19 protein-coding genes are annotated in these 25,991 nt (G+C 62.6%); 15 read left to right on the top strand and 4 right to left on the bottom strand.

Translation table 11 applies throughout. From position 1 onward, the window contains the following. Window positions 1-19 precede the first annotated feature (19 nt). Window positions 20-1,231, bottom strand: coding sequence for a maltose/maltodextrin ABC transporter substrate-binding protein MalE (malE, locus tag C1N62_RS15905; protein ID WP_137764547.1), 1,212 nt, complete (start codon window positions 1,229-1,231; stop codon window positions 20-22). Between the two features lie 393 nt (window positions 1,232-1,624). Here malE and malK point away from each other — a divergent pair, with 393 nt between their 5' ends. From malK to ubiA, 5 genes are all read left to right on the top strand, one after another. Continuing rightward, on the top strand, window positions 1,625-2,734 hold the full coding sequence (malK, locus tag C1N62_RS15900) for a maltose/maltodextrin ABC transporter ATP-binding protein MalK (RefSeq protein ID WP_137764546.1): 1,110 nt from the start codon (window positions 1,625-1,627) through the stop codon (window positions 2,732-2,734). Window positions 2,735-2,780: 46 nt separating this feature from the next. After that, the gene (locus C1N62_RS15895; protein WP_137764545.1) at window positions 2,781-4,055 is read left to right on the top strand and encodes a maltoporin; all 1,275 of its coding nucleotides are present in this window, start codon (window positions 2,781-2,783) and stop codon (window positions 4,053-4,055) included. A 116-nt stretch (window positions 4,056-4,171) separates the two neighbouring features. Further along, a complete protein-coding gene (malM, locus tag C1N62_RS15890; RefSeq protein WP_137764544.1) occupies window positions 4,172-5,107 on the top strand; it encodes a maltose operon protein MalM in 936 nt (311 codons plus the stop codon). A gap of 197 nt (window positions 5,108-5,304) precedes the next feature. Further along, complete coding sequence (gene ubiC / locus C1N62_RS15885) at window positions 5,305-5,844, top strand: chorismate lyase (protein WP_137764543.1); 540 nt, start codon at window positions 5,305-5,307, stop codon at window positions 5,842-5,844. A 48-nt stretch (window positions 5,845-5,892) separates the two neighbouring features. Continuing rightward, window positions 5,893-6,711: a 4-hydroxybenzoate octaprenyltransferase gene (gene ubiA / locus C1N62_RS15880; protein ID WP_240775791.1), complete on the top strand. Its 819-nt coding sequence runs from the start codon at window positions 5,893-5,895 to the stop codon at window positions 6,709-6,711. 84 nt (window positions 6,712-6,795) lie between these two features. Here the strand turns inward: ubiA and plsB are convergent, their stop codons facing one another. After that, window positions 6,796-9,270, bottom strand: a complete 2,475-nt coding sequence (plsB, locus tag C1N62_RS15875) for a glycerol-3-phosphate 1-O-acyltransferase PlsB (RefSeq protein ID WP_137764541.1) — start codon at window positions 9,268-9,270, stop codon at window positions 6,796-6,798. A 125-nt stretch (window positions 9,271-9,395) separates the two neighbouring features. On the opposite strand from plsB, the gene C1N62_RS15870 reads away from it, so the two are divergent. The 4 genes from C1N62_RS15870 (at window position 9,396) to C1N62_RS15855 (ending at window position 12,530) form a co-directional block, all read left to right on the top strand. Continuing rightward, complete coding sequence (locus C1N62_RS15870) at window positions 9,396-9,764, top strand: diacylglycerol kinase (RefSeq protein ID WP_137764540.1); 369 nt, start codon at window positions 9,396-9,398, stop codon at window positions 9,762-9,764. Window positions 9,765-9,903: 139 nt separating this feature from the next. Next, window positions 9,904-10,512 (top strand): transcriptional repressor LexA, encoded by a 609-nt coding sequence (gene lexA, locus C1N62_RS15865; protein ID WP_137764539.1) that lies wholly within the window; start codon window positions 9,904-9,906, stop codon window positions 10,510-10,512. A 114-nt stretch (window positions 10,513-10,626) separates the two neighbouring features. Then, window positions 10,627-11,970, top strand: coding sequence for an MATE family efflux transporter DinF (gene dinF, locus C1N62_RS15860; protein ID WP_137764538.1), 1,344 nt, complete (start codon window positions 10,627-10,629; stop codon window positions 11,968-11,970). 350 nt (window positions 11,971-12,320) lie between these two features. Next, entirely contained in the window at window positions 12,321-12,530 is a 210-nt protein-coding gene (locus tag C1N62_RS15855; protein ID WP_137765041.1) for a CsbD family protein, read from the top strand. A gap of 165 nt (window positions 12,531-12,695) precedes the next feature. Here C1N62_RS15855 and zur read toward each other — a convergent pair whose 3' ends face one another. Beyond that, on the bottom strand, window positions 12,696-13,205 hold the full coding sequence (gene zur, locus C1N62_RS15850; RefSeq protein WP_137764537.1) for a zinc uptake transcriptional repressor Zur: 510 nt from the start codon (window positions 13,203-13,205) through the stop codon (window positions 12,696-12,698). Window positions 13,206-13,503: 298 nt separating this feature from the next. On the opposite strand from zur, the gene dusA reads away from it, so the two are divergent. Both dusA and pspG read left to right on the top strand, forming a co-directional pair. Beyond that, the gene (dusA, locus tag C1N62_RS15845; RefSeq protein WP_240775790.1) at window positions 13,504-14,445 is read left to right on the top strand and encodes a tRNA dihydrouridine(20/20a) synthase DusA; all 942 of its coding nucleotides are present in this window, start codon (window positions 13,504-13,506) and stop codon (window positions 14,443-14,445) included. A gap of 143 nt (window positions 14,446-14,588) precedes the next feature. Further along, the gene (gene pspG / locus C1N62_RS15840; RefSeq protein ID WP_137764535.1) at window positions 14,589-14,807 is read left to right on the top strand and encodes an envelope stress response protein PspG; all 219 of its coding nucleotides are present in this window, start codon (window positions 14,589-14,591) and stop codon (window positions 14,805-14,807) included. Window positions 14,808-15,213: 406 nt separating this feature from the next. Here pspG and C1N62_RS15835 read toward each other — a convergent pair whose 3' ends face one another. After that, window positions 15,214-16,203: a quinone oxidoreductase gene (locus C1N62_RS15835; protein ID WP_137764534.1), complete on the bottom strand. Its 990-nt coding sequence runs from the start codon at window positions 16,201-16,203 to the stop codon at window positions 15,214-15,216. 186 nt (window positions 16,204-16,389) lie between these two features. On the opposite strand from C1N62_RS15835, the gene dnaB reads away from it, so the two are divergent. The 4 genes from dnaB (at window position 16,390) to C1N62_RS15815 (ending at window position 25,784) form a co-directional block, all read left to right on the top strand. Then, the gene (gene dnaB / locus C1N62_RS15830) at window positions 16,390-17,796 is read left to right on the top strand and encodes a replicative DNA helicase (RefSeq protein WP_137764533.1); all 1,407 of its coding nucleotides are present in this window, start codon (window positions 16,390-16,392) and stop codon (window positions 17,794-17,796) included. 26 nt (window positions 17,797-17,822) lie between these two features. Beyond that, window positions 17,823-18,902, top strand: a complete 1,080-nt coding sequence (alr, locus tag C1N62_RS15825) for an alanine racemase (protein WP_137764532.1) — start codon at window positions 17,823-17,825, stop codon at window positions 18,900-18,902. A gap of 688 nt (window positions 18,903-19,590) precedes the next feature. Continuing rightward, window positions 19,591-25,053, top strand: a complete 5,463-nt coding sequence (locus C1N62_RS15820) for an Ig-like domain-containing protein (RefSeq protein ID WP_137764531.1) — start codon at window positions 19,591-19,593, stop codon at window positions 25,051-25,053. Between the two features lie 263 nt (window positions 25,054-25,316). Further along, window positions 25,317-25,784: an Lrp/AsnC family transcriptional regulator gene (locus C1N62_RS15815; RefSeq protein ID WP_137764530.1), complete on the top strand. Its 468-nt coding sequence runs from the start codon at window positions 25,317-25,319 to the stop codon at window positions 25,782-25,784. The last annotated feature ends 207 nt before the right edge of the window (window positions 25,785-25,991 follow it).

Below are 25,991 nucleotides of genomic sequence, written 5' to 3'. Positions count from 1 at the left end.
TGGGCGGCGGGGCAGGGCGTTACTTGGTGAGGCGGGACTGCACGTCATCCAGCGCCTGTTTCACGCTCTGGCGGCCGGAGAGGGCGTTGATCACCGCGCTGCGCTCGGCGTACCAGAAGGCGCTCATCTGTGGGATGTTCGGCATGATCTCGCCGTTCTGCGAGTTCTGCATGGTGGCGGCGATCTTCGGGTCTTTCTCCAGCTGCTGCTGGTAGGACTTCAGCGCCACCGCACCGAGCGGCTTGTCCTTGTTCACTGCGGCCAGCCCCTCGTCGGTCAGCAGGTAGTTCTCCAGGAACTCGGTCGCCAGCTCCTTGTTCGGGCTGGCGGCGTTGATGCCAGCGGTCAGCACGCCGACAAACGGCTTGGACGGCTTGCCCTTGAAGGTCGGCAGCAGGGTGACGCCATAGTTGATCTTGCTCTGCTCAATGTTGCCCCACGCCCACGGGCCATTGATGGTCATCGCCGTCTCGCCCTTGTTGAAGGCCGCCTCGGCAATGGAGAAGTCAGTGTCGGCGTTGATGTGCTTGTTCTTCACCAGATCGACGATGAATTGCAGGCCAGCCTGCGAACCGGCATTGTTCACGCCGACATCCTTCACGTTGTACTTGCCGTTCTCCAGCTTGAAGGCGTAGCCGCCGTCAGCGGCGATGATGGGCCAGGTGAAGTAGGGCTCTTGCAGGTTCCACATGATGGCGCTCTTGCCCTTGGCGCGCAGCTGCTTGTCCAGCGCCGGGATCTCCTCCCAGGTCTTCGGCGGGTTCGGCACCAGATCTTTGTTGTAGATCAGCGACAGCGCCTCGACGGCCACCGGGTAGCCGATGATCTTGCCGTCAAATTTCACTGCGTCCCAGGTGAAGGGGAAGATCTTGTCCTGCGTCGTTTTTGACGGGTTGATCTCCGCCAGCAGGCCAGACTGCGCGTAGCCGCCAAAGCGGTCATGCGCCCAGAAGATGATGTCCGGGCCGTCGCCGGTGGCCGCCACCTGCGGGTACTTCTCCTCCAGCTTGTCCGGGTGCTCCACGCTGACCTGGATGCCGGTGTCTTTTTCGAAGCGTTTGCCCACCTCCGCCAGCCCGTTGTAACCCTTGTCGCCATTGATCCAGATGACCAGCTTGCCCTCCTCAATCTTGGCCAGCGCCGGCGCGGACAGCACCAGGGTAGCCAGGGCGGAGAGCGCCAGGGTGCGGGTAAAGCGGGTGACGCCAGAGCGATGATGTGTGCGAGTCATAATCCTGTCCTGTTATCCGTGACTGAAGGCAGCGGCGCAGGCAGCCAGCAAGCGGGCGCGGCCATAGGGAGTACTTTCAACGTCGCCATAGTCAGTCACAACCCGAACTGGCCTCATCCTCCCCCCCTCTACGCCCCCCGCAGGCTTTCTGTGATCGCCATAACATTTCAGCGGGTTATGTGGGATCAGGCACAAAATCAGCCGACGATTTTTGTAAGGGCGATCACGAATTTGCTTTTCGCCGGGAACTTTCGCCACGCCACGATCTGCCCCCGTCCTCCCGGCTCCTCCCCCATGAAAAACCTTGTTACGGATGATTACCGAATGCCATCAAAGCCGCATCCTGTGCTCCAACTATTCACCGCACCGATTAATGGCAGAAAGGAGTCCGGCATGGCGGGCGTTACGCTGCGGCACGTACACAAGGCTTACGGCGAGGCCGTCATCTCCAAGGACATCAACCTGGAGATTGAGGACGGCGAGTTTGTGGTATTCGTCGGGCCATCCGGCTGTGGCAAGTCCACCCTGCTGCGGATGATCGCCGGGCTGGAGGAGATCACCTCCGGCGACCTGCTGATCGGCGAGAAACGGATGAACGAGGTGCCCCCGGCGGAGCGCGGCATTGGCATGGTGTTCCAGTCCTACGCCCTCTACCCGCACCTGTCGGTGGCGGACAACATGTCGTTCGGCCTGAAGCTGGCGGGCGCGAAAAAGGCGCTGATTCACCAGCGCGTCAATCAGGTGTCAGAGATTTTGCAGCTGGCGCACCTGCTCGACCGGCGACCCAAGGCGCTCTCCGGCGGCCAGCGCCAGCGCGTCGCCATCGGCCGTACGCTGGTGGCGGAGCCAGACGTCTTCCTGCTCGACGAGCCGCTCTCGAACCTTGACGCCGCGCTGCGGGTGCAGATGCGCATTGAGATCTCCCGCCTGCACAAGCGCCTGAAGCGCACCATGATCTACGTCACCCACGATCAGGTGGAGGCGATGACGCTGGCCGACAAAATCGTGGTGCTGGACGCCGGCCGCGTGGCGCAGGTGGGCAAACCGCTGGCGCTCTACCACTACCCGGCCAACCGCTTTGTCGCTGGCTTCATCGGCTCGCCGAAGATGAACTTCCTGCCGGTCAAGGCGATCGCCGCCGAGACGGAGCGGGTACAGGTGGAACTGCCCAACCGCCAGCAGGTGTGGCTACCGGTGGCGGGGCGCGACGTCCAGCCCGGCAGCAACCTCTCGCTGGGCATCCGCCCGGAGCACCTGCTCCCCTGTGACCAGTCCGAGGTCACGCTCGAGGGCGAGGTGCAGGTGGTGGAGCAGCTCGGCAACGAAACCCAGATCCATATCCAAATCCCAGCCCTGCGTCAGAACCTGGTCTACCGCCAGAATGATGTGGTGCTGGTAGAAGAAGGTGCAACATTCGCCATCGGCCTGCCGCCGCATCGCTGTCATCTGTTCCGTGAGGATGGCTCGGCATGCCAACGGCTGCATGACGAGCCAGGCGTTTAAAGCACGCACATGCCATCAGGCAAATCCATAACAGGAGATTTTGAGGATGACTACTCTGCGCATTGTACCTCTGGCACTGGCGGTGGCAGCCGGCGTGATGTCCACCCAGGCCGCGGCGGTGGATTTCACCGGCTACGCCCGTTCCGGCATCGGCTGGACTGGCAGCGGCGGCGAACAGCAGTGTTTCCAGGCCACCGGCGCCCAGAGCAAATACCGTCTGGGTAACGAGTGTGAAACCTACGCCGAGCTGAAACTGGGGCAAGAGGTGTGGAAAGAGGGCGACAAGAGTTTCTACTTTGACACCAACGTTGCCTACTCCGTCTCCCAGCAGAATGACTGGGAAGCGACCGACCCGGCCTTCCGCGAGGCCAACATCAAGGGCAAAAACCTGATCGATGCCCTGCCGGGCGCCACCATCTGGGCCGGTAAGCGCTTCTACCAGCGCCATGACGTCCACATGATCGACTTCTACTACTGGGACATCTCCGGCCCCGGCGCAGGTCTGGAAGACGTTGACCTTGGCTTCGGTAAACTCTCGCTGGCGGCAACCCGCAACACCGAGAGCGGCGGCTCCATTGGCTACATCAATGACCAGCGCGATGAGGTGGACACCTCCAACGACGTGTTCGACGTGCGTCTGGCCGGGCTGGCAATCAACCCCGGCGGCACCCTGGAGCTGGGCGTGGACTATGGCCGTGCCAACGCGCGTGACGGCTACTCACTGGATGACAACGCCAGCAAAGATGGCTTCCTGTTCACCGCCGAGCACGTCCAGAGCTACATGGATGGCTTCAACAAACTGGTGGTGCAGTACGCGACTGATGGCATGAGCACCAACAACCAGAACGCTGGCCGCTCGCAGGGTGGGCTGGTGAACAATGACGGCCACATGATCCGCCTGCTGGACCACGGCGCGATTACCCTGGCTGAGAAGTGGGACTTGATGTACGTCGCCATGTATCAGGATGTCGACCGCGACAACAACAACGGCACCACCTGGTACACCGTGGGTATCCGCCCGATGTACAAGTGGACGCCTATCATGAGCACCCTGCTTGAGGCCGGTTACGACAACGTCAAGTCGCAGGAGACCGGCGACCGCAACAGCCAGTACAAGATCACCCTGGCCCAGCAGTGGCAGGCGGGCAACAGCATCTGGTCACGCCCGGCGATCCGCGTGTTCGCCACCTACGCCAAGTGGGATGAGAAGTGGGGCTACGACGACGCTGGCGTGGCGGCGCGTGACACCGGCCTGACCACCTTCAGCCGTGGGGATGATGATGAGATCACCTTCGGCGCGCAGATGGAGATCTGGTGGTAAAGCCTGACGCCGCCGGGCAACCCGGCGGCCATCCGCGTTATGGATTTTGAGATTAGCCGGCGCAGTGCATTGCCTGCCTGACGCCGGCGCTCCTGCTCGATAAAAAGGGTATAACAATGAAAAAGACACTGCTTTCCCTCAGCCTCGCCCTGAGTTTTGGGGTGCTGGCACCGATGGCGGCACACGCCGTCTCCCTGACCTCTTCTGAGCCGGTTGCCGTCTCCCATGACGTCGCGACCGCGCCAAGTCTCTCCAGCGCCGCGCTCCAGCGCCTCCCCTGGACGCCGCTGGTGCCACCGGCCAACCAGAGCGTGACGCTCGGCGGCACGCGCCTCAATGAGGGCGACGTGCAGGGCAGCGTGGCGGCCTTTGCACTGCCCGCCGATCGCGGCTCGCTGGAGATCCGCCTGACCAGCGTGGTAGAGGACAAATCCGTCTACGCGCCAAACGTACTGGTGCTGGATGAGCAGATGCGCCCGGCGGCCTTCTACCCCAGCAGCTACTTCCCCTACCACCAGCCGGGCGTAATCGCCAGTGACCGGCTGGAGGGCACCATGAAGCTAACCCCGGCGCTGGGCCAGCGGCAGATCTACCTGCTGGTCTACACCACCCGGCAGGATCTGGCGCGCAGCACCACGCTGATCGCCCCAGCCAAAGCCTATGCCGCTGGCGTCGGCAACGCGGTACCAGACATCCCTGATCCGGTGGCGCGCCACAGCGATCGCGGCACGCTGAAGATCAAAATCAGCGCCGAACAGCAGTCCGGCAACATCATGATTGGCCAGCCGACAGCCGCCGCGCCTGCCGCGGTGATTGGCGGCGCCCCGGCCCCAGCCGCCGCCCCGTCACAGCCCGCCCCGGCGGCCCCGGCCCCGGCCAAACCTTCTGCACCGGTGCTGGATGACACAGAAACTTACTTCAATCAGGCCATTCGTCGGGCGGTGCAAGCCGGCGATATTGATAAGGCCCTCAAACTGTTGGATGAAGCGGAGCGCCTCGGCTCGAAAACCGCGCGTCAAACATTTATCGGCAGCGTGAAAGGCAAGGGGTAACTCCCCACGTCGCCGGTGATGGCTGGAAGATTGGTGCGCCCCGGCGCACCCTTTTTTCCCGCTGTAGCCGGCCTTTCTCCCCTAATGCCCGCCAGTTATCTCAAACTCGTTAGCGGGTTGTTAACACACCCATTCCCCCCCGGCCATTCTGCGCTACAATAGCGCCTTGTCACCCTCTGACCCCGTAACGGAACCCCATGCCTGATTTGCCCACTATCCCTGCTTCCCTGCGCTGGCTCGGGCCGCACGACGCCGTGCCGCCGCAGATTGCCGACTGGCTGAATGAGATGGGGTCGATGACCCGCCGCTTTGAGCAGTTCTGCCGCCAGGTGACGGTGCAGCCGGTCAACGAGGGGTTCATCCGCCGTGCTGAACTGCGGCCGGAGGAGGCGGAGGCGCTGCCTGACAGCCCGCGCTACTGGCTGCGCGAGATCGTGCTGCTGGGCGACGGCGTGCCGTGGCTGCTGGGGCGAACGCTGATCCCGGAGGAGACGCTGACCGGCCCGGATCGCGCGCTGGTAGACCTCGGCACCATGCCGCTGGGGCGCTACCTGTTTGGCGGGGCAGAGCTAAGCCGTGACTATATCCATTTTGCGACCGTTGCCATGCCAGCGCTGCGCTGGGCCAGACGTTCACGCCTGCGCCTGTCGGGCAAGCCGCTGTTGCTGACGGAGCTTTTTCTTGCGGACGCGCCCATCTACCGCGCGCCGCAACCAAATGATGTGGGGGAGAGATAGGTGGAGGCAAGTTTGACCCAGAGCAAATGGCGCGCGTACTGCCGCCTGATGCGCATTGATAAACCGATCGGATCGCTATTGCTGCTGTGGCCGACCCTGTGGGCGCTGTGGCTGGCGGCGGGCGGCCTGCCGCCATTGGACATCGTGGTGGTGTTCGCGCTTGGCGTGTTCTTTATGCGCGCCGCAGGCTGCGTGGTGAATGACTACGCCGACCGCAAGTTTGACGGCCACGTCAAGCGCACCGCCGGGCGGCCGCTGCCGAGCGGGCAGGTCACCACCGGGCAAGCCAAGGCGCTGTTTTTGGCGTTGGTGCTGATCTCCTTCGGGCTGGTGCTGACGCTCAACCTGATGACCATCGCGCTGTCGCTGGTGGCGCTGGCGCTGGCCTGGAGCTACCCCTTCATGAAGCGCTACACCCACCTGCCACAGGTGGTGCTGGGCGCGGCGTTCGGCTGGGCGATCCCGATGGCCTTCTCCGCGGTGGGCGAAACGCTGCCGCTCACCTGCTGGCTGCTGTTCATCGCCAACCTCTGCTGGACGGTGGCCTACGACACCCAGTATGCGATGGTGGATCGCGATGATGACCTAAAGATTGGCATCAAATCGACCGCCATCCTGTTCGGCAGCTGGGACACGCGCATCATCGGCCTGCTGCAACTGGCGACGCTGGCGCTGCTGGTGGCCGTTGGTCTGCTGGCGCAGCTGGGCGGCATCTACTACCTGTCGCTGGCGGTGGCCGGAGCGCTGTTTGTGCGCCAGCAGCGCACCATTGCCAAGCGTGAGCGCGATCCCTGCTTCCGCGCCTTCCTGAACAATAACTACGTCGGCATGGTGCTGTTCCTCGGCATCTTCCTCAGTTACGTCTAGCCTGACCGCGGGCGCGTAACCATAAAAAAAGGGCACAGCAAGCTGTGCCCTTTTTGTTGCCTGAAACGTGGCGCTACCCGGCGATCAGTTCGCCTCCGGGTCAGCCACAGGCGTCGGCTCCACCGCGCCCAGTGCGTCCGCTGGGGTCATCACGCTTTCGATGGTCAGGCGCACTTCCGGCGTCATCAAATCGCTCAGCATATTATAGACCGACAGGGTGTGCTCCTGGATGGCATCACCGACATCATTGATGTAGCCCTCGGCGCGCAGCGTGCCGACCAGCGTCGAGAAGACCGCCTTGTCAAAGAACTCCGGCGCGTTGATGCCGTGCAGCACCGACAGGCGCTGGGCCATGCTGCGGCTCTCCTTCTCCAGCGCGCCACGGCTGATGCTCGGGTTGGCGCTCAGCAACGAGAAGGTGATGGCGTAGCGTTGCAGCGTCTCGCGCACGCCAGCCGCCAGCAGTTGCAGCGGACGGATGCGGGTCGGGTTGATGGATAGCTCGCCGTCGATGTCGATAATCAGCTTCTGGCGCGCCAGCTCATCACTCAGCGTCGCCAGCACCGTCGGCAGCTCCTCTTTGGTGATGTGCAGGAACAACTCGGCCTTCAGCATCGGGTAGATGAGGTCAATCTGGCGCAGCAGCTCCGCGTGGCTGACGCGGCGGTGGTGCATCACGATGCTGGCAATCAGCGACGGCAGCACCAGCAGGTGGTGGATGTTGTTGCGGTAGTAGGTCATCAGCACCGCCTGCTCACGTGGCAGGATGATGATGTCACCGATGTTATCCTTCTCCACCTCGAACTTGTTCATGTTCAGGGCGTGATCCAGCAGGCCAGCCGGCGTCTGGTCAGGCACCGTCACGTCGCCAGCGTAGGGCACGTTGCGCAGCAGTTGCAGGTAGCAGTCGAGCTGCTCCAGCAGTTGCTCACGGGTCAACGAGCGCTGGCGCGAGGCGAGCAGGGCGGTAGAGCAGAGGTTCATGGCGTTGGCCGCGGCGGCATTGTTGATGCGCACCATGATCTTGTCCGCCAGATCCTGCACCGTCGGCGTCAGCCAGCTTGGGCGCTGCGCCTCAATCGGGTCGATGGCATCACGCCAGGTCGGCACGTGCTGGTTGAGGTAGCTGGTGAGGTGCAGCGGCTCGCCGAAGTTCACATAGCCCTCGCCGAGGTTGCGCAGCTTGCGCAGCCCGCGCAGCATCTGCAGGAAGCCCTCTTTCTCTTTGGTCGCGCCACGCAGCTCCTTGGCGTAGGTGCCCACCTCCATCACATGCTCATAGCCGATGTAGATCGGCACGAGGGTGATCGGGCGGGTACCGCCGCGCAGCATCGCCTGAATGGTCATCGCCAGCGTGCCGGTTTTCGGCTCCAGCAGGCGGCCAGTGCGTGAGCGCCCGCCCTCGACGAAGTACTCCACCGAATAGCCGCGCGTAAAGAGTTCGCCCAGATACTCACGGAACACCGTGGAGTAGAGCTTGTTGCCCTTGAAGGTGCGGCGGATGAAGAACGCGCCCAGCCGACGGAAAATCGGGCCGGCTGGCCAGAAGTTCAGGTTGATGCCAGCGGCGATGTGCGGCGGCACCAGCCCCTGATGGTAGAGCACGTAGGAGAGCAGCAGGTAGTCCATGTGGCTGCGGTGGCAGGGCACGTAGACGATCTCCTGCCCATCCTGCGCCAGCTGGCGCACGCGATCGGCGTTGCTGACGTTGATGCCTTGGTAGAGGCGGTTCCACGTCCAGCTCAGGATGCGGTCGGAGAGGCGCACTGTCTCGTAAGAGAAGTCCGCGGCGATCTCCTCCATCAGGGCGATGGCGTTCTGCCGCGCCTTGTCATGGGAGATCTTCTTGCTGCGCGCCTCATCTTCCACTGCCTTCTCAATCGCCTTGGAGGCCAGCAGCTTGTTGAACAGATCCTGACGGGCGGGCAGGCGCGGGCCAACGGCGGCCAGCCGCTGGCGGGCGAAGTGCATCCGCGCGACGCGCGCCAGCTTCTGCGCGATGGTTTTGTCGGTGCCGTGCTCGGTCGCCATGTAGCGCAGCGAGACGGTATTGGAGAAGCGCACAAAGCTGTCGCGCCCCAGCCACACCACGGCGAAAAACTTCTGGATGCCGTTGAGCAGCCGCAGGTGCGGCATCATCTGGCCATCCCCCTCGCGGCCCGGCGAGCGGCCGAACATCACCGAGACCGGCAGCATCTGGATGTCGAGCTGCGGGTTATTGCGGTGCAGATCGAGGTAGTCGTGGAACAGCTTGACCGACTCCTCCTGCGGGGTGTAATAGCGGAAGAAGCGTGGCCCCTGGCCGATGAACACATGGCTCGGCAGGTGGTGGCCATCAATCTCCAGCGGAATTAATGGATCGGGCAGGTTCTGCGCCAGGCACTGCTGCCGCAGGGTCAGAAGGTCTGCCTTCGAATCATAGGGTAAAACGTAAAGTACCGGCCGGGTCGGATCCAGGCGGAGTTCCGTCACCGGATCGGCAGGTATCACCTTGCTTCTTACCAGCAATTTGAGCGGTAAGTTCAAAAGGGAGTAGTAAAGTTTGCGCCAACCTGACATAAAAATGTAAAGCCTCATATAAGCGATGCGCCGCAAGGATATCAGAAAGCCGGTTTGATATCTTTCGTCCCGAGCGGATGAATAGCCGCTAAAATATTGTTAATTCATCTTAAGGTGCAGAGCGTATGGCAAATCAAACAACCGGGTTGGTCCGTATCTATAAAGCGGCCGGTTATTCGGTAAAAGGACTGCTGGCAGCCTGGAAAAATGAGGCTGCATTCCGACAAGAGGCCATGCTGGCCATCCCGGCCATCATCCTGGCGTTCTGGCTGGATGTGACCACCGTTGAGCGCATCCTGATGGTCGGGGCCATCGTGCTGGTGATGATCATTGAGATTATCAACAGCGCGATCGAGGCCATTGTCGACAGAATCGGGCCGGAGTTGCATCCGCTCTCGGGCCGCGCCAAGGATCTTGGCTCGGCGGCCGTTGCGTTGGCTATCATACTGACACTTTTCGTCTGGGCAATGGTGCTGCTGCCCCATTTGTCATAACTTGCGAAGATTTACGCAAAAGCGCACGGTAAACAGTGCAAAATGCACCGGAACCGGGGATTTTTCGCCTGTCAGGTTTTCAACTGCGCCGTAGCTGTATATACTCCCAGCAAGACTGTATAAACAACCAGGGGGCGGGATGAAAGCACTTACCACCAGACAGCAAGAGGTCTATGACCTCATTCGCGACCACATTTCCCAGACCGGCATGCCGCCGACGCGTGCCGAGATTGCGCAGCGCCTGGGTTTCCGCTCGCCTAACGCGGCAGAAGAGCACCTGAAGGCGCTGGCGCGCAAGGGTGTGATTGAGATTGTCTCCGGCGCCTCACGCGGCATCCGCCTGCTGATGGAAGAGGAGAACGGCCTGCCGCTGATTGGCCGCGTCGCCGCCGGCGAACCGCTGCTGGCACAGCAGCACATTGAGAGCCACTACCAGGTTGACCCGGCGATGTTCAAGCCGAGCGCCGACTTCCTGCTGCGCGTCAGCGGCATGTCGATGAAAGACATCGGCATTCTGGATGGCGACCTGCTGGCGGTGCACAAGACCCAGGATGCGCGCAACGGCCAGGTGGTGGTGGCGCGCATTGATGATGAAGTTACCGTCAAGCGCCTGAAAAAGCAGGGCAACATTGTGCACCTGCTACCGGAAAACAAAGAGTTCACCCCGATCGTGGTTGACCTGCGCGAGCAGACCTTCTCTATTGAAGGGCTGGCCGTCGGCGTCATTCGCAACGGCGACTGGAGCTAACGGCATAGGGCGCAGTGCAGGAAGCGGCTGCGCCAGCCGGATACAGTCCTGAACTCCTGATAACGCCCCCTCGTGGGGCGTTGTCGTTTCTTCTCCCTGCCCGTGAGCGAACTGATGCCACTGATTGCCGCCCTACGGTTCGGTGAGACCGACCGCCAGCTCTGGCGTTTGGCGCTGCCGATGATCTTCTCCAACGTCACCGTCCCGCTGCTGGGGCTGGTAGACACCGCCGTCATCGGCCACCTCGACAGCCCGGACTACCTCGGCGGCGTCGCGGTTGGCGCGATGGCGACTAGCTTCCTGTTTATGCTGCTGCTGTTCCTGCGCATGAGTACCACCGGCATGACGGCGCAGGCGTTCGGCGCCCGCGATCCGGCGCGGCTGGCGCGGGCCTTTATGCAGCCGCTGCTGCTGTCGGTTGCCGCGGGCCTGCTGATTTTGCTGTTCCGCCACCCGCTGATTGAACTGGCGCTGGGGCTGGTGGGCGGCCATGCCGCGGTGCTGGAGCAGGCGCGGCTGTTCCTCGAGATCCGTTGGCTCAGCGCGCCAGCCTCACTGGCGAATCTGGTGATCCTCGGCTGGCTGCTGGGGGTGCAGCACGTGCGCGCACCGGTGCTGCTGCTGGTGATAGGCAACCTGCTGAACATTGTGCTCGACCTGTGGCTGGTGATGGGGCTGCACTGGGGCGTGCAGGGCGCGGCGTGGGCAACCGTCCTGTCGGAGTACGCCACCCTGCTGCTCGGGCTGTGGCTGGCGGCGCGCGTCATGCGGCGGCGTGGCATCAGCCGGGCCATGCTGGCACAGGGCTGGCGCGGCGATCTGCGGCGGCTGCTGGCGCTCAACCGCGACATCATGTTGCGCTCGCTGCTGCTGCAACTCTGTTTCGCCTCGCTGACCATTCTGGGCGCGCGGCTGGGCAGTGAGACGGTGGCGGTCAACGCTTTGCTGATGAACCTGCTGACCTTTACCGCCTATGCGCTGGATGGCTTTGCCTACGCGGTGGAGGCGCACTCAGGTGAGGCGTATGGCGCGCGCAACCGCGGGCAGTTGCAGGCGGTGTGGCAGGCCGCCTGCCGGCAGGCCGGGCTGGTGGCGCTGGCGTTCGCGGCGCTCTATGCGCTGTTTGGGACGCAGATTGTCGCGGCGCTCACCTCGCTACCGGCGCTACATGCGCTGGCGCAGCACTATCTGGGCTGGCAGGTACTGCTGCCGCTGGTGGGCGTCTGGTGCTACCTGTTGGATGGCATGTTTGTCGGGGCGACGCGTGGCCGTGAGATGCGTAACAGCATGGCGGTGGCCGCCGCGGGCTATGGCCTGACTCTGCTGACGCTGCCCTGGCTGGGCAACCATGCGCTGTGGCTGGCGCTGACGGTGTTCCTGGCCCTGCGTGGTCTGGCGCTGGGCTGGATCTGGCGCCGCCACTGGCAACAGGATAGCTGGTTCCCGGCAGGCGCCTGATGCGCCGTCGGGGCTAGCAGGCGGACATTCGCTGTTACATCTGCTAAGAGTTATTATCACTTCGCGTTACCGCCTGTTTTCCCGCTCTTTTTATGCGCCCCTGCGCCCGGCCGTGCCCGTTTTTCAGGTTAATCTGACTACAAAAGCGGGCAAATTCCGCATGACCTACTACAATTATTCATACGGCAGGCGCTGATGGCGCTACCCGAGCGGTAGCCCCGGAGCCGGGCATGATAGAGAGGATGTCGTTTTCATGCCCCGCAGGCTCCGTCCCTGCCTCAATGATCACACCGGCTATGGAGATGCCTCCATCAGCCTCATCTGAACCAAGGTCAGGTAAGGAGATTATGATGAATAACGATCAAGCAGGCGGTAACTGGAAACAGTTCAAAGGCAAAATTAAAGAGCAATGGGGCAAGCTGACCGATGATGATATGACCACCATCGAAGGCAAACGCGAACAGCTTGTCGGCAAAATCCAGGAGCGCTACGGCTACGAGAAAGACGCAGCCGAGAAAGAGGTGAAAACCTGGGAAGACAGCAACAAATACAAATGGTAACCCCGGCCATTTGAGAGGTTCCGGCTTACCGGCCTCATGGGTGATGCCACTCACCCCAGGTAAGCCAGCATTAAGAATCCAGGGCTCTTCAGCTGCTCCTACCCGATAAGCGAAGATACGGATGATGCGGCACAAGGATGTGCCCTTTCTTATTTCCCCACCCGATTAACGCTTCTTCACCACGATGCTATGGTCGTGTCCGCAAGCGTGCTTATCCTCACAGCTCTCCACTTCACGGCATGGCGTACAGAGACCGTGGGCCTCCACCACGCTATGGCGCATGGCAAAGCCCGTCTCTTGGGCCAGTTTCGCCAGGATCTCCTCGATGCCTTGGGTCGTCTGCTCGGTCACCTGGCCGCAGCGGTCGCAGATGAACAGTGCCGAAGCGTGGGTCGGCTCCTCGAAGTGGTGGCAGAGCACGTAGCTGTTGGCGGACTCCACGCGGTGGATGAACCCCTGCTCCAGCAGGAAGTCGAGGGCGCGGTAGACCGTCGGTGGCTTGGCCTGTGGCTCGGACTGGCGCAGCAGATCCAGCAGGTCATAGGCGCTGATGGCACCGGGCTGCAACGCCATCAGGCGGAGCACTTCCAGCCGCTGCGGTGTCAGGCGCACGTTGCGCTGTTGGCACAAACGCTCAGCCTGAGCAAGGAGGGTGTCCTGAAGGGTGGTGGTCATGGCAATATTCCCGGCGCAAAAGAGAGAGGGATTTTACCACGTTTAGCGCAAATCGACGAATCTGCCAGCAGATGGTGGCGGCGCGTGCGCGCGGTGGCCTGTTAAAATTGCCGGATCGCTGTACAATAGGGGTTTGCCTGCGGCACTGCGCCGCCGTGCCGCGCCTGTTGCTAACAGGCTATCTTTTATCAATTCCCCGGAACCGCCCGATCCTGCTATGACGACTTCACTCTCTGCCCCGGCCACCGCGCCCGGCGTGGCGCCGACCCGTCCGCCGCATACCTTCTCTGTCGCGCCAATGCTCGACTGGACCGATCGCCACTGCCGCTACTTCCACCGCCTGCTGAGCCGCCAGACGCTGCTCTACACCGAGATGGTGACCACCGGCGCGATCATCCACGGCAAGGGCGACTATCTGGCCTATAGCGAAGAGGAGCACCCGGTGGCGCTGCAACTGGGTGGCAGCGATCCGGCGGCGCTGGCGCACTGCGCCAAACTGGCAGAGCAGCGCGGCTATGACGAGATCAACCTGAACGTCGGCTGCCCCTCTGACCGCGTGCAGAATGGCATGTTCGGTGCCTGCCTGATGGGGCAGGCCGCGCTGGTGGCGGACTGCATCAAGGCGATGCGCGACGTGGTCTCGATCCCGGTGACGGTAAAGACCCGCATCGGCATTGACGATCAGGACAGCTACGCCTTCCTGTGTGACTTCATCGACACCGTCTCTGGCCGTGGCGAGTGCGAGATGTTCACCATCCATGCGCGCAAGGCGTGGCTCTCTGGCCTCAGCCCGAAAGAGAACCGCGAGATCCCGCCGCTCGACTACCCGCGCGTCTACCAGCTCAAGCGCGACTTCCCGCACCTGACTCTTGCCATCAATGGCGGCGTGAAGACGCTGGAAGAGGCGAAAGCGCACCTGCAACATCTGGATGGCGTGATGATGGGGCGTGAGGCGTACCAGAACCCCGGCATTTTGGCGCAGGTGGACAGCGAGCTGTTCGGCAGCCAGGAAACCGCCCGCAGCGGGGTCGAGGTGGTGCGCGCGCTCTACCCCTACATTGAGAAAGAGCTGGCGAACGGCACCTATCTCGGCCACATCACCCGCCACATCCTCGGCCTGTTCCAGGGCATTCCGGGCGCGCGCCAATGGCGTCGTTACCTGAGTGAGAACGCCCACAAAGCGGGCGCGGATGTCGAAGTAGTGGAGCGCGCGCTCCAGTGCGTGCTCGCCCCCCGGTAAATTTCACCAACTGTTGGTGTTTTCCACGACGTCCCGCTGCACCCGGCGGCGGGGCGTATGCCAGATCAGCCACTTAGCGTCAAAGAAAAGTGGCACGCTTCTTGTAATACTCCTGCCAGAACTTTCTCTTCAGGAGCCTTGCCATGATTGAACTCTTTTTTGTTATTGGCTTCTTCGCCATGCTGATGCTGACCGGCATTTCACTGATTGGCATTGTCGCGGCCCTGTTGGTCGCCACGCTGTTCATGATGGTCGGCGGGCTGTTTACGCTTGTTATAAAATTGTTGCCTTGGCTGCTGTTGGCGGTGCTGGTGGTGTGGATTTATCGCACGGTGCAAAAGCCCAAACTGCGCCGTTATTAAGCGAAACGGTTACGCGTTGTCGTAAGAAGCGGCAAAAAGGTGCCAAAATTCAGGCGATTATTGCGCCAGCCGGCTAACAAAATCGTGCAAGCCAAACCCGCGGGCCGGGCAGGTTATGCGGCGAGGATCACAACCTGGCAGATTAGTCGGCGAAATAGGAAATTATGCATATTTTTTAACAAGGCGGGCTGTTAGGATGTCCGCAGCTTCTGGTTGCCGACCCGCTGGCGACCCCATTTTCATCCTGCCTGATGCGATAGATAATAGTCGCTGAAGTGACACCATCCGTCGGGCGCATCCGCTGTACCCCTACAATTACAGTGTGTCGCAGTAAGGAAGAGAATCGCGTAGACGTTCAGCGTTGCGCGAGGGCATGAGAGGGCTTCTTCGGAAGCCCTCTTTGCTTTTATAGGCCGGGGATCAGCAGGCTGGAGCCTTGGGTATTGCGCGACTGCAACACCTCATGGGCGCGCTTCGCCTCCGAGAGCGGGAAGCGCTGGCTCTCCGGCACCTCCACCTGAATCACGCCGCTGGCGATCAGCGCAAACAGCTCCTGGCTCGCCTCCACCAGCTCCGCATGGCTGGCCACGTAGGCGTTGAGCGAGGGACGGGTCACGAACAGCGATCCCTTCTGGTTAAGGATGCCCAAATCGACGCCGGTCACCGGGCCGGAGGCGTTGCCAAAGCTGACCATCAACCCGCGCGGACGCAGGCTGTCGAGGGAGTCGATCCAGGTCTCCTTGCCCACCGAGTCATACACCACGCCCACCTTTTTGCCGCCGGTCAGCTCCGCGACGCGCGCGGCGATCCCCTCACGCCGGTAGTTGATGGTCGCCCAGGCACCGGCCTGTTGCGCGCGCTCTGCCTTCTCGTCACTGCCCACGGTGCCGATCAATTTTGCGTTGAGCGCTCTGGCCCACTGGCAGGCGATCAGCCCGACGCCACCGGCAGCGGCGTGGAACAGGAACACCTCGCCCGGCTGGATCTCATGGGTCTTGCGCAGCAAATAGTAGACCGTCAGCCCCTTCAGGAAGGAGGCGGCCGCCTGCTCGAAGCTGATGCCGATGGGCAGTGGCGCGGCCTTGGCGGCTGGCACATTGTGCACCTCGCTATAGGCCCCCAGCCCGGACTGGGCATAGACCACGCGATCGCCCGGCTTCAGGTGGCTGACGCCGCTGCCGACGCGCGTCACCACGCCCGCCGCCTCGGTGCCCAGCCCGGAGGGCAGGCTGGCGGGCGGGTAGAGGCCGCTGCGCACGTAAGTGTCGATGTAGTTGATGCCGATGGCGCGGTTCTCAACCTGGATCTCGTGCTCGCCCGGCGCGGCGGGGGTGAAATCCACATACTCCAGCACCTCCGGGCCACCGGTGGCGGAAAACTGAATGCGTTTGGCCATGTCGTTGCTCTCCTTAGGGGTTTGCTCCACGCTACGCCAATCGGCAGGGCCAATCCACCCCCGGCTTTTCTGATTCGGGCATTGGGATAGTGAAGAAAGCGCCCGGAGAATTCAGTATACTCTAGGGCGCATCCCAGCGACGTTTCACCCGCAGGAACCCCTTTAGCCCAGGAAAAAAATCTACCCATGTCAGCAAAAAAACCCCTCAGCAAACCCACCGACACCCGAGATCGCCAGATGGAAGGGCTGAAGCTCCCGCCGCACTCCTTGGAAGCGGAGCAGTCCGTGTTGGGCGGGTTGATGCTGGACAACGAACGTTGGGACAACGTCTCTGAACGTGTGGCGGCGAATGACTTCTTCAGCCGCCCGCACCGGCTGATCTTCACCGAGATGCAGCGCCTGCTGGAGATGGGCAAGCCGATTGACCTGATCACCCTGTCGGAGTCGCTGGAGCAGCGCGGCGAGCTGGAGTCGGTGGGCGGTTTCGCCTATCTGGCGGAGCTGTCGAAAAACACCCCGAGCGCCGCCAACATCTCCGCCTACGCCGATATCGTGCGCGAGCGCGCGGTGGTGCGTGAGATGATCTCGGTGGCCAATGAGATCGCCGACGCCGGCTATGACCCGCAGGGGCGCAGCAGCGAGGATCTGCTCGATCTGGCCGAGTCCCGCGTGTTCCAGATCGCCGAGAACCGCGCCAACAAGGATGAGGGGCCAAAGAGCATCGACCAGATCCTCGAGGCCACGGTATCGCGCATTGAGTCGCTCTACCAGACCCCGCACGACGGCGTGACCGGCGTGGACACCGGCTATCAGGATCTGAACAAGAAGACCGCCGGCCTGCAAAAGTCTGACCTGATTATCGTGGCGGCGCGTCCGTCGATGGGTAAAACCACTTTCGCCATGAACCTGTGCGAAAACGCCGCCATGTTGCAGGACAAGCCAGTGCTGATCTTCAGCCTGGAGATGCCCGGCGAGCAGATCATGATGCGTATGCTGGCGTCGCTGTCGCGCGTTGACCAGACCCGAATCCGTACCGGCCAGCTTGATGACGAGGATTGGGCGCGCATCTCCAGCACCATGGGCATCCTGCTGGAGAAGCGCAACATGTATATCGATGACTCCTCCGGCCTGACGCCAACCGAAGTGCGTTCACGCGCGCGCCGCATCTTCCGCGAGCACGGTGGCCTCAGCCTGATCATGATCGACTACCTCCAGCTGATGCGTGTGCCGTCGCTCTCCGACAACCGTACGCTGGAGATCGCCGAGATCTCCCGCTCGCTGAAGGCGTTGGCGAAAGAGTTGCAGGTGCCAGTGGTGGCGCTGTCGCAGCTCAACCGCTCCCTGGAGCAGCGTGCCGACAAGCGCCCGGTCAACTCCGACCTGCGTGAGTCCGGCTCCATCGAGCAGGACGCCGACCTGATCATGTTCATCTACCGTGATGAGGTCTATCACGAGAACAGCGACCTGAAGGGCATCGCCGAAATCATCATCGGCAAGCAGCGTAATGGGCCGATTGGCTCGGTGCGCCTCACCTTTAACGGCCAGTGGTCACGCTTTGACAACTATGCCGGCCCGCAATACGACGACGAATAAGTTTCCCTCTTCATTAAGGACGAACCATGAAAGCGGCCACCGCGGTCATTGACCGCCGCGCACTGCGGCATAACCTGCAACAGGTGCGTCGGCTGGCACCCCAGAGCCACCTGGTGGCGGTGGTAAAGGCCAACGCCTACGGGCATGGCCTGCTGGAGAGCGCCCACACGCTGCAAGATGCCGACTGCTACGGCGTGGCGCGCCTCAGCGAGGCGCTGGCGCTGCGGGCGGGCGGCATCGTCAAGCCGATCCTGCTGCTGGAGGGCTTTTTCAGCGCCTCCGACCTGCCGCTGCTGGTGGCGAGCAGCATTGAGACGGCGGTGCACAGCGAGGAACAGTTGCAGGCACTGGAGCAGGCGACCCTGCCGCGGCCGGTGAAGGTGTGGATGAAGCTCGACACCGGAATGCACCGCCTCGGCGTGCGCCCGGCGCAGGCCGAGGCGTTCTACCGTCGGCTCTGCGCCTGCCCGAACGTCAGCCAGCCGGTGAACATCATGAGCCACTTCAGCAGCGCCGATGAGCCGGAGAAGCGTACCACCCTCGACCAGCTCGCCTGCTTCGACCGCTTTGCGCAGGGCAAGCCGGGCGAGCAGTCGATCGCCGCCTCCGGCGGGCTGCTGTTGTGGGCCGATGCCCACCGCCACTGGGTGCGGCCCGGCATCGTGCTGTATGGCGTGTCGCCGCTGGCGCAGCCCCATGCCGCCCACTTTGGTTTCCAGCCGGTGATGAGCCTGCGCGCCAGCCTGATTGCGGTGCGCGAGCACGCGGCAGGCGAGCCGGTCGGCTACAACGGCGTCTGGCAGAGCGAGCGCGACACCCGCCTTGGCGTCATCGCCATCGGCTACGGCGACGGCTACCCGCGCAGCGCGCCGACCGGCACCCCGGTCTGGATCAATGGCCGCGAAGTGCCGATCGTCGGGCGGGTGTCAATGGACATGATCTCCGTCGATCTTGGCCCGGACGCCACCGATCGGGTGGGTGACGACGCGGTGCTGTGGGGGCCGGAGCTGCCGGTGGAGCGGGTATCCGCCGCCACCGGCGTCAGCGCCTATGAGCTGATCACCAAGCTGACCGCCAGGGTCGCGATGGAGTACGCTGACGAATAAACGTGGGCCGGGGCGGTGCCTGCCGCCCCGCTATGTCGCCCGCCTGCGGGTTAATTCCCCCTACGCTTACCATTCCGCGCCCATTGATGGCTCCCACGCCCACTCCCGCCAAATTAATCCAGAGAGATGAGCCAGTTAATATTTATCGCCACCAATTGCGCCATTAATTTCCGTGGAGGATAACGTAGGGGATTAATTGCGCGAAAAGGTATTTTGGATTTATAGCGAATAATCGCGACAACAAAAGTTAAAATAAAAGTGTGACGGCCTGCCGTTTTTTATTGTTATCCTGCCTTGCCCACTATTCCCACCGCTCTCTGCCAGATTAGCAAAGGTAATTTTTCCTTGGGTGATTTACGCGGATAAATCAGGGTTATCGTCTGGCTTTATATAGTTTATTGCGTTGTAAATAAACGATTTTATGGAGGGCTATCAAGCACGAAATAGATTAGCGCGGAAATAAATACCGTGGTTTGACAGCGTGAATTAAAGGCTATAGGTTTATTGGCAGATGTTGCTGGCATTTCATTTTCTTTTTAAAGGGAGTGGCCCTGCCTGTATTCTCCCGTGCTGCTGTCTGTTTTCTGGAAGGGGTGAAATAGAACACCCGCTTATTTCCCTGTGTGTTTTGCTGGAACATCCACCGGGGCTTTTTATTTTCTTCTGTTAACAGGTGTGGGATATTACAATGAAACTCTCCTCTGGCGTCTCTCTCCTTGAGGCGGTGCGTGCGCACCGCTGTGCCTTGCGGGTGACCGCATGGCTGCAAATAGTCCTTCAGTTACTGCTGATGCTGCTGCCGTTACAGGCGTGGGCGGCATCGCCGCACCAGCCAGAGATCCGGCTGGAGGAGCAGACCCTCAGCCGGGCCAGCATGTACACCCTACAGCCCGGCGAAAATGCCCGCCTGATCGCCCAACGCAAACAGATAAGCCTCGATGCGCTGTGGGATCTGAACAAGTATCGCCAGCCTGACCGCGCCGCCATGCTGCGGCTGGGGGCCGGTGACATCCTGCTGGTGCCGATGAGCGAGCGCGATCAGGCGCTGCCGGTGCTCGGCAGCACGCCGCTCGGCAAGGAGGAGGGGTGGGATCTGCGCAACGTCGCCCAGCAGGCGAAAGCCTTCGGGCAGGCCACTGGCAGCCGCTACAGTGACGGCGACGCCGCCGGGCGCTTCGCCCAGAACCAACTGGCACAGGTCGCCACCTCCAGCGTTGAGGGGTGGCTCAGCCAGTTTGGCACCGTGCGCGCCAATTTTGCGGTGGGCGATGGCAGTGACCTCGACACCAGTTCGCTGGATATGCTGACGCCAATCTGGCAGAGCCGCTCCCGCATCTTCTTCACCCAGTTCGGCGTGCGTGACACCGATGACCGGGTGATCGCCAACCTCGGCATCGGCCAGCGCCACTTCACCGACTTCGGCTGGATGTTTGGCTACAACCTGTTCTATGACCAGGAGGTGACCAACAACAACGCCCGGCTTGGTCTGGGCGGCGAGGCGTGGCGCGACTACCTGAAACTCTCTGCCAACGTCTACATGCGCCTTACCAACTGGGTAGACTCCAAACAGTTGGAGGATTACGAGGAGCGCCCGGCCAACGGCTGGGACGTCACCGCGCAGGGCTACCTGCCAGCCTACCCGCAGGTGGGCGGCAAGCTGGCCTATGAGCAGTACTACGGCAACAGCGTGGCGCTGTTTGGCACCGAAAACCGCCAGCGCAACCCGCACGCCATCACCCTCGGCGCCAGCTATACGCCGGTGCCGCTGGTCAGCCTCGGCGTGGACTACCGCGACGGCAAGGGCGGGGTGGATGAAACTCGCTACAGCCTGATGTTCAACTACACCTTCGGCGTGCCGTGGGATGAGCAGATCTCGTCAGAGAACGTCGCCCTGAAACGCAGCCTGGCCGGTAGCCGGCTCGATCTGGTGGAGCGCAACAATGACATCGTGATGGAGTTCCGCAAAAAGATCCTGATCTCCCTCGGCCTGCCAGCGCAGATCAGCGGCCGCAGCGGCGAACTCTATGACATCAACTACACCCTGCAATCCAAATACGCGCTCTCTCGCATTGACTGGCAGCAGAGCGAACTGGCAGCGGCTGGCGGCACCATCATCGATACCGGCAATGGCCGCTATCAGGTGAAGATGCCACCGTTCCGCTATGACGGCAGCCCGAACAGCTATCCGATCTCCGGCATCGCCACCGACCGCAACGGCAACCGCTCCAACACCGCCAGCTCGGTAATCACCGTCAGCGGCGCGGCCATCGACAGCGTGAAATCTACCACCACCGCCACCCCGACCGACATCTTCGCCGATGCCCAGAGCACCTCGCTGATTGAGGTGCGGGTATTCGACACCGACGGCAACCCGGTATCCGGCCTCGGCGACGCGCTGAAAATGACGCTGGCGGAGACCCTGAGCGATAGCAGCACCCAACCCGCCGTGGCGGCGCGCCTCGGCACCCTCAATGAGAGCGCCGCTGGCGTCTATCAGGTGCTGCTCACCGCCGGTAACAACCCCGGCAGCGTGGTGATCACCCCGTCGGTCGGCGACATTGGGCTGACGCCAGTGACCGTCAATGAGAACCTGCTGGTGCGCAACGCCCACATCGCCAGCCTGACAGTGGACAAAAACCGCGCCATCGCCAACGGCGTCGATCCGGTGGTCTACACCGCACTGGTGGTGGATGACAACGGCCAGCCGGTGAAAGGTGCCGTGGTACGCTGGCTGACCTCGCTCGGTGAGGACTCGGTGCCCTCCAGCGTCACCAACGATCAGGGGATCGCCACCGTCACGCTGACCAGTACCGAAGCGGGCGTGGCGCAAGAGATTGCGCAGGTGAGCCTCAGCAATGTGCCGAATGCGCCAGAGCCGGTGCAGGCCCCGCCGGTGCTGTTCGTGCCGGATGCGGCCACCGCACGCTTTAGCCAGATCGCCACTGACAAGACGCAGGCGCTGGCCAACGGCAGTGATGCGATCACCGTGACCGTCACGGTGGTGGATGCCAACAACAACCCGATCCCGGCGCAGAGCATCAACTGGGCCACCACGCTGGGCGCGATGTCCGCCACCAGCAGCGTCACCGATCTCAACGGCAACAGCAGCATCACGCTCACCAGCGGCACGTCGGGCGTAGGGCAGGTGACCGCCACCCTCGGCAATGGCGCGGCGATCACCAGCAACCCGCTGACCTTCAGCGGCGATCCCGCCACCGCGCGCATCGCCTCGCTGACGCCAGACAGGATCGCGGCGGTCGCCAACGGCACTGACGCGGTCACCTATGACACGCTGGTGGTGGATGCCAACAACAACCCGCTTGGCGGGCTGGCGGTAACGCTGAGCAGCGATCTGGGCACACTGGCCGCGCCGCAGGGCGTGACCGATGCGCAGGGCCACTACCTCACTACCCTCACCAGTACCTTGCGCGGCGTGGCGACGGTCTCTGGCGTGATCGCCAACCAACCGGCGACCCGCGCCACACCGGTCACCTTCAGTGCGGATGCCGCCAGCGCCACCGTCACGGCGCTGACCGTGGACAAACGGCTGGTACTGGCGAACGGCACCGATCAGGCGACCTACACTGCCACCGTCACCGATGGCAACGGCAACCCGGTCGCTAACCAGCTGGTCAACTGGGGCACCAACTTCGGCAACCTGGCGGCGGCCACCAGCGCCACCGGGCTGGACGGCACCACCACCATCACCCTGACCAGCCTTCAGGCGGGTACGGCGGTGGTGGATGCGCGCATCGGCAGCGGCACGCCGCGTACGGCGGAGGAGGTCGTCTTCACCGGCGACCCGGCCACCGTCACCGTGGCCGCGCTGACGCCGGACAAAACCAGCGCCGTCGCCAACGGCACAGACACCATCACCTACGTGGCGACGGTGCGTGACATCAACAATAACCCGGTGCCCGGCCAGACCGTGACGCTCGCCACCACCCTCGGTACGCTGGCGACCACCACCGCTGTCACTGATGCCAACGGGCAGGTGAGCAGCGCGCTGACCAGCCTTCAGGCTGGGCCAGCGACGGTCAGCGCCTCGCTGAGCAATGGGGCCAGCATCAACGCCAGCGTGGTGAACTTCACCGCTGACGCCAGCACCGCCCGCATCAGTGGCGTGACGGTCGATAAGACGCAGGCGGTGGCAAACGGCACCGATCTGGCGACCTACACCGCCACCGTCACGGACGCCAACAACAACCCGCTGGCGCAGGTGCCGGTCAACTGGGCCACCACCCTCGGCACGCTCTCCGGCGCACAGAGTGCCACCGGCAGCAACGGACAGGCCACCATCACCCTCGGCAGCACCCAGGCCGGGCCAGCGCAGGTGAACGCGCAACTGGCCGGTGGCACCGCCTCTGACGCGCCGCTGGTAACCTTCGTGGCTGACGCCGCCACCGCACGCATCAGCGCGCTGACGGTCGATAAACCGGAGGCACTGGCGAACGGCACCGATCCGCTCAACTACACGGCGACCGTCACTGACGCCAGCGGCAACCCGCTGGTGGGGCAGACCGTGACACTGGTCACCGATCGCGGCATCTTCCGTAACGGGGCGAGCGCACCGACCAATGATGCCGGGCAGATCACCCTGCCGCTGGTCGGCACCCAAGCCGGGCCGGTGGCCGTGACGGGCAGCGTAAACGGTGGGGCGGCGGTGGCCGCGCCGGCGGCGGCGTTTATTGCCGATGCCAGCACGGCGTACATCAGCCTCCTTGAGTCAGATAAATTGACGGCGCTGGCCAACGGCGGCGATGTCGTAACCTACACGGCGACCGTTCAGGATGCCTTCCTTAACCCAGTGCCCAACCTGTCTGTGGCCTTCACCACCGATCTGGGCACGCTGGCGGCCTCCAGCGCCACCACGGACGCCGCGGGTAAAGCCAACGTTGGCCTGACCAGCGTGGTGGCCGGGCAGGCCAGGGTCGTCGGGACACCGGCGAATGGGAATCCAGTGAATGCGGGTGTTGTCACCTTCACCGCTGACCTCTCGACCGCCACCATCACGGTAGAGGCGAATACCACCACCGTCCCGGCCAACGGCACCACGCCGATTGTCATCACCGGCACGGTACGTGACGCCAATGGCAACCCGATCGCCAACCAGCCGGTGACCTACACCACCGACTTTGGCCAGCTCTCGGTACCGGGCGGCACCACCGACGCCAACGGGCAGGTGACCTTTAACCTCACCAGCCAGCAGGCCGGGACAGCCAATACCGTGGCGGTGCGACTGGACAACGGCATCACCGGCAGCGGCGGCCCCTACCAGTTCGTGCCGGATCTCGCCACGGCACAGGTGACGTTGACCCCGTCCAACAACGGCATCTACGCCACCGACACCGACAACGCCGTCACGGTGAACGTGCATGACGCCTTCAACAACCCGATTGTCGGCAGCGTGACCCTGACCGCCAGCGACCCGGCGGTGGAGTTCACCGGTAGCCCAATCACCCTGGATGCCGCTGGCAACGGCAGCGCCACGGTGCGTAGCGCCGCGGCCCTGCCGACGGTCACCCTGACCGCGACGCTGGATCAGGAGACCAGCAAAACCGCCGCCGCCAATGTCAGCTTCACCGTGCCGGTCAGCGTGGTATCGCGTGAGGCGGTCGATGCTGATGGTGGCAACGCCAACGGCAAAACCTTCTCACAAGGCCCGGCGATCGCCTGGCCGGGGGCGCGCTTCCACATCACCGTCACCGGCGGTTCTGGCACGCTCGTTTGGAACAGCAGCAACCCGGCGGTCACGGTACAGAACGATGGCACCGTGACCTTCGACAGCAACCCCGGCAAGGGCAGCGTCAGCGTAACCATCACCGACGCGCTGACCCAGCAGGTGGTCACTGAGAGCTGGAACTTCGTCAGCTGGTTCAATACCGCTGGCTCCAGCAGCTCGGGCGATCACCCGACCGCCGAGGGCGCCTGTACGGGGAGTGGCGGCCTGCCAACGCTGGGCAACATGAGCAGTCTGGTCGGCCTGTGGGGCAACATGAGTGCCTACGACTGGGACACCTCGACCAGCTACTGGACCAACGAAGTCGATGTGGCGCAGCTTAACCACTACTTCGCGGTCAGCCTGACACAGGGGCAACAGAGCTCCTATCCTGACACCACCCAAACCGCCTATGTCTGTGGTGGTGAATAACGATATCCCTTGCTGAAAAGGGAAACGAATGTACCTCCACTGCCTTTCCGTGCCCTCCCGCGGAAAGGCTTTTTTTTGGCGCACGGTGGGCGGGGCGCGATTATCGGTCAGCAAAGCGGCGTGGCGGCTGGGGTTATGCCAGCAAGGCAGGGGATAGCCAGCGCGATCGGCCATTTTTTCCCGCACCGCTCGCCGGGCGTGAAAAAACAGGTAGTCTGTGGGGCAACCATAAAAAGAAGCGATAAGTGCGCAGGTTGGTATTTATGTACAATATTGATGATTACGATTTGAAGATGTTGACCCTGTTGCAGAGTAATGGGCGTCTGACCAATCAGGAGCTAAGCGAACTGGTGGGGTTGTCCGCGTCCCAGTGCTCGCGCCGCCGCATCAGTCTGGAGCAGGCGCAGCTGATCCTCGGCTACCATGCGCGCCTCGCGCCGGAAGCGGTCGGGCTGGGAATGATCGGCCTGATTGAGGTGCGCCTCATCAGCCATGTGCCGGAGTATGTGGAGAGCTTCCACGCCATGCTGGCGGAGGTGGACGCCATCATCGACGCCTACAAAACCACCGGCGACGCCGACTATCTGCTGAAGGTGGCGGTGGCCGATCTGGCCGCCCTCAGCGACCTGATCAGCAAGATCCTCTCCAACCACAAGAGCGTGGCCCACATCAAAACCTCGGTGGTGCTGAACCGCCTGAAAGAGAATGGCCTGCTGACCCTGCCACGTTAGGGTGCAATGCACTTTTTTGGTGCTATCAATGTGCAAAAAAAGTGCATCTTCGCGGCAATTAATGCGCAGACTGCGCGTGATGGGGGAGTTCACTGCGTGGGTTGCGCACAGAAGCGGAAAAAAATGCAAAAAGTGTGAACATAAATGTCCCGCACAAACAAAATGTTACCGAAGGGCAGGGCGGAGCGGGCCACCGGACGGGCGAAA

The sequence above is a fragment of the Nissabacter sp. SGAir0207 genome (genome assembly GCF_005491205.1).
Classification (GTDB): domain Bacteria; phylum Pseudomonadota; class Gammaproteobacteria; order Enterobacterales; family Enterobacteriaceae; genus Chimaeribacter.
The sequence above is the reverse complement of the archived record's forward strand: the minus strand, read 5'-3'. Positions and strand labels throughout refer to the sequence as shown.

Bases quoted from the DNA above. Each gene is read 5' to 3' on its own strand.
- zur (WP_137764537.1), bottom strand. From the start codon at position 13,205: ATGACCACCACCCTTCAGGACACCCTCCTTGCTCAGGCTGAGCGTTTG.
- ubiC (WP_137764543.1), top strand. From the start codon at position 5,305: ATGCCTGATTTGCCCACTATCCCTGCTTCCCTGCGCTGGCTCGGGCCG.
- ubiA (WP_240775791.1), top strand. From the start codon at position 5,893: ATGCGCATTGATAAACCGATCGGATCGCTATTGCTGCTGTGGCCGACC.
- C1N62_RS15815 (WP_137764530.1), top strand. From the start codon at position 25,317: ATGTACAATATTGATGATTACGATTTGAAGATGTTGACCCTGTTGCAG.
- lexA (WP_137764539.1), top strand. From the start codon at position 9,904: ATGAAAGCACTTACCACCAGACAGCAAGAGGTCTATGACCTCATTCGC.
- C1N62_RS15855 (WP_137765041.1), top strand. From the start codon at position 12,321: ATGAATAACGATCAAGCAGGCGGTAACTGGAAACAGTTCAAAGGCAAA.
- malM (WP_137764544.1), top strand. From the start codon at position 4,172: ATGAAAAAGACACTGCTTTCCCTCAGCCTCGCCCTGAGTTTTGGGGTG.
- C1N62_RS15835 (WP_137764534.1), bottom strand. From the start codon at position 16,203: ATGGCCAAACGCATTCAGTTTTCCGCCACCGGTGGCCCGGAGGTGCTG.
- C1N62_RS15895 (WP_137764545.1), top strand. From the start codon at position 2,781: ATGACTACTCTGCGCATTGTACCTCTGGCACTGGCGGTGGCAGCCGGC.
- dusA (WP_240775790.1), top strand. From the start codon at position 13,504: ATGCTCGACTGGACCGATCGCCACTGCCGCTACTTCCACCGCCTGCTG.
- malK (WP_137764546.1), top strand. From the start codon at position 1,625: ATGGCGGGCGTTACGCTGCGGCACGTACACAAGGCTTACGGCGAGGCC.
- malE (WP_137764547.1), bottom strand. From the start codon at position 1,231: ATGACTCGCACACATCATCGCTCTGGCGTCACCCGCTTTACCCGCACC.
- C1N62_RS15870 (WP_137764540.1), top strand. From the start codon at position 9,396: ATGGCAAATCAAACAACCGGGTTGGTCCGTATCTATAAAGCGGCCGGT.
- plsB (WP_137764541.1), bottom strand. From the start codon at position 9,270: ATGTCAGGTTGGCGCAAACTTTACTACTCCCTTTTGAACTTACCGCTC.
- C1N62_RS15820 (WP_137764531.1), top strand. From the start codon at position 19,591: ATGAAACTCTCCTCTGGCGTCTCTCTCCTTGAGGCGGTGCGTGCGCAC.
- pspG (WP_137764535.1), top strand. From the start codon at position 14,589: ATGATTGAACTCTTTTTTGTTATTGGCTTCTTCGCCATGCTGATGCTG.
- dinF (WP_137764538.1), top strand. From the start codon at position 10,627: ATGCCACTGATTGCCGCCCTACGGTTCGGTGAGACCGACCGCCAGCTC.
- dnaB (WP_137764533.1), top strand. From the start codon at position 16,390: ATGTCAGCAAAAAAACCCCTCAGCAAACCCACCGACACCCGAGATCGC.
- alr (WP_137764532.1), top strand. From the start codon at position 17,823: ATGAAAGCGGCCACCGCGGTCATTGACCGCCGCGCACTGCGGCATAAC.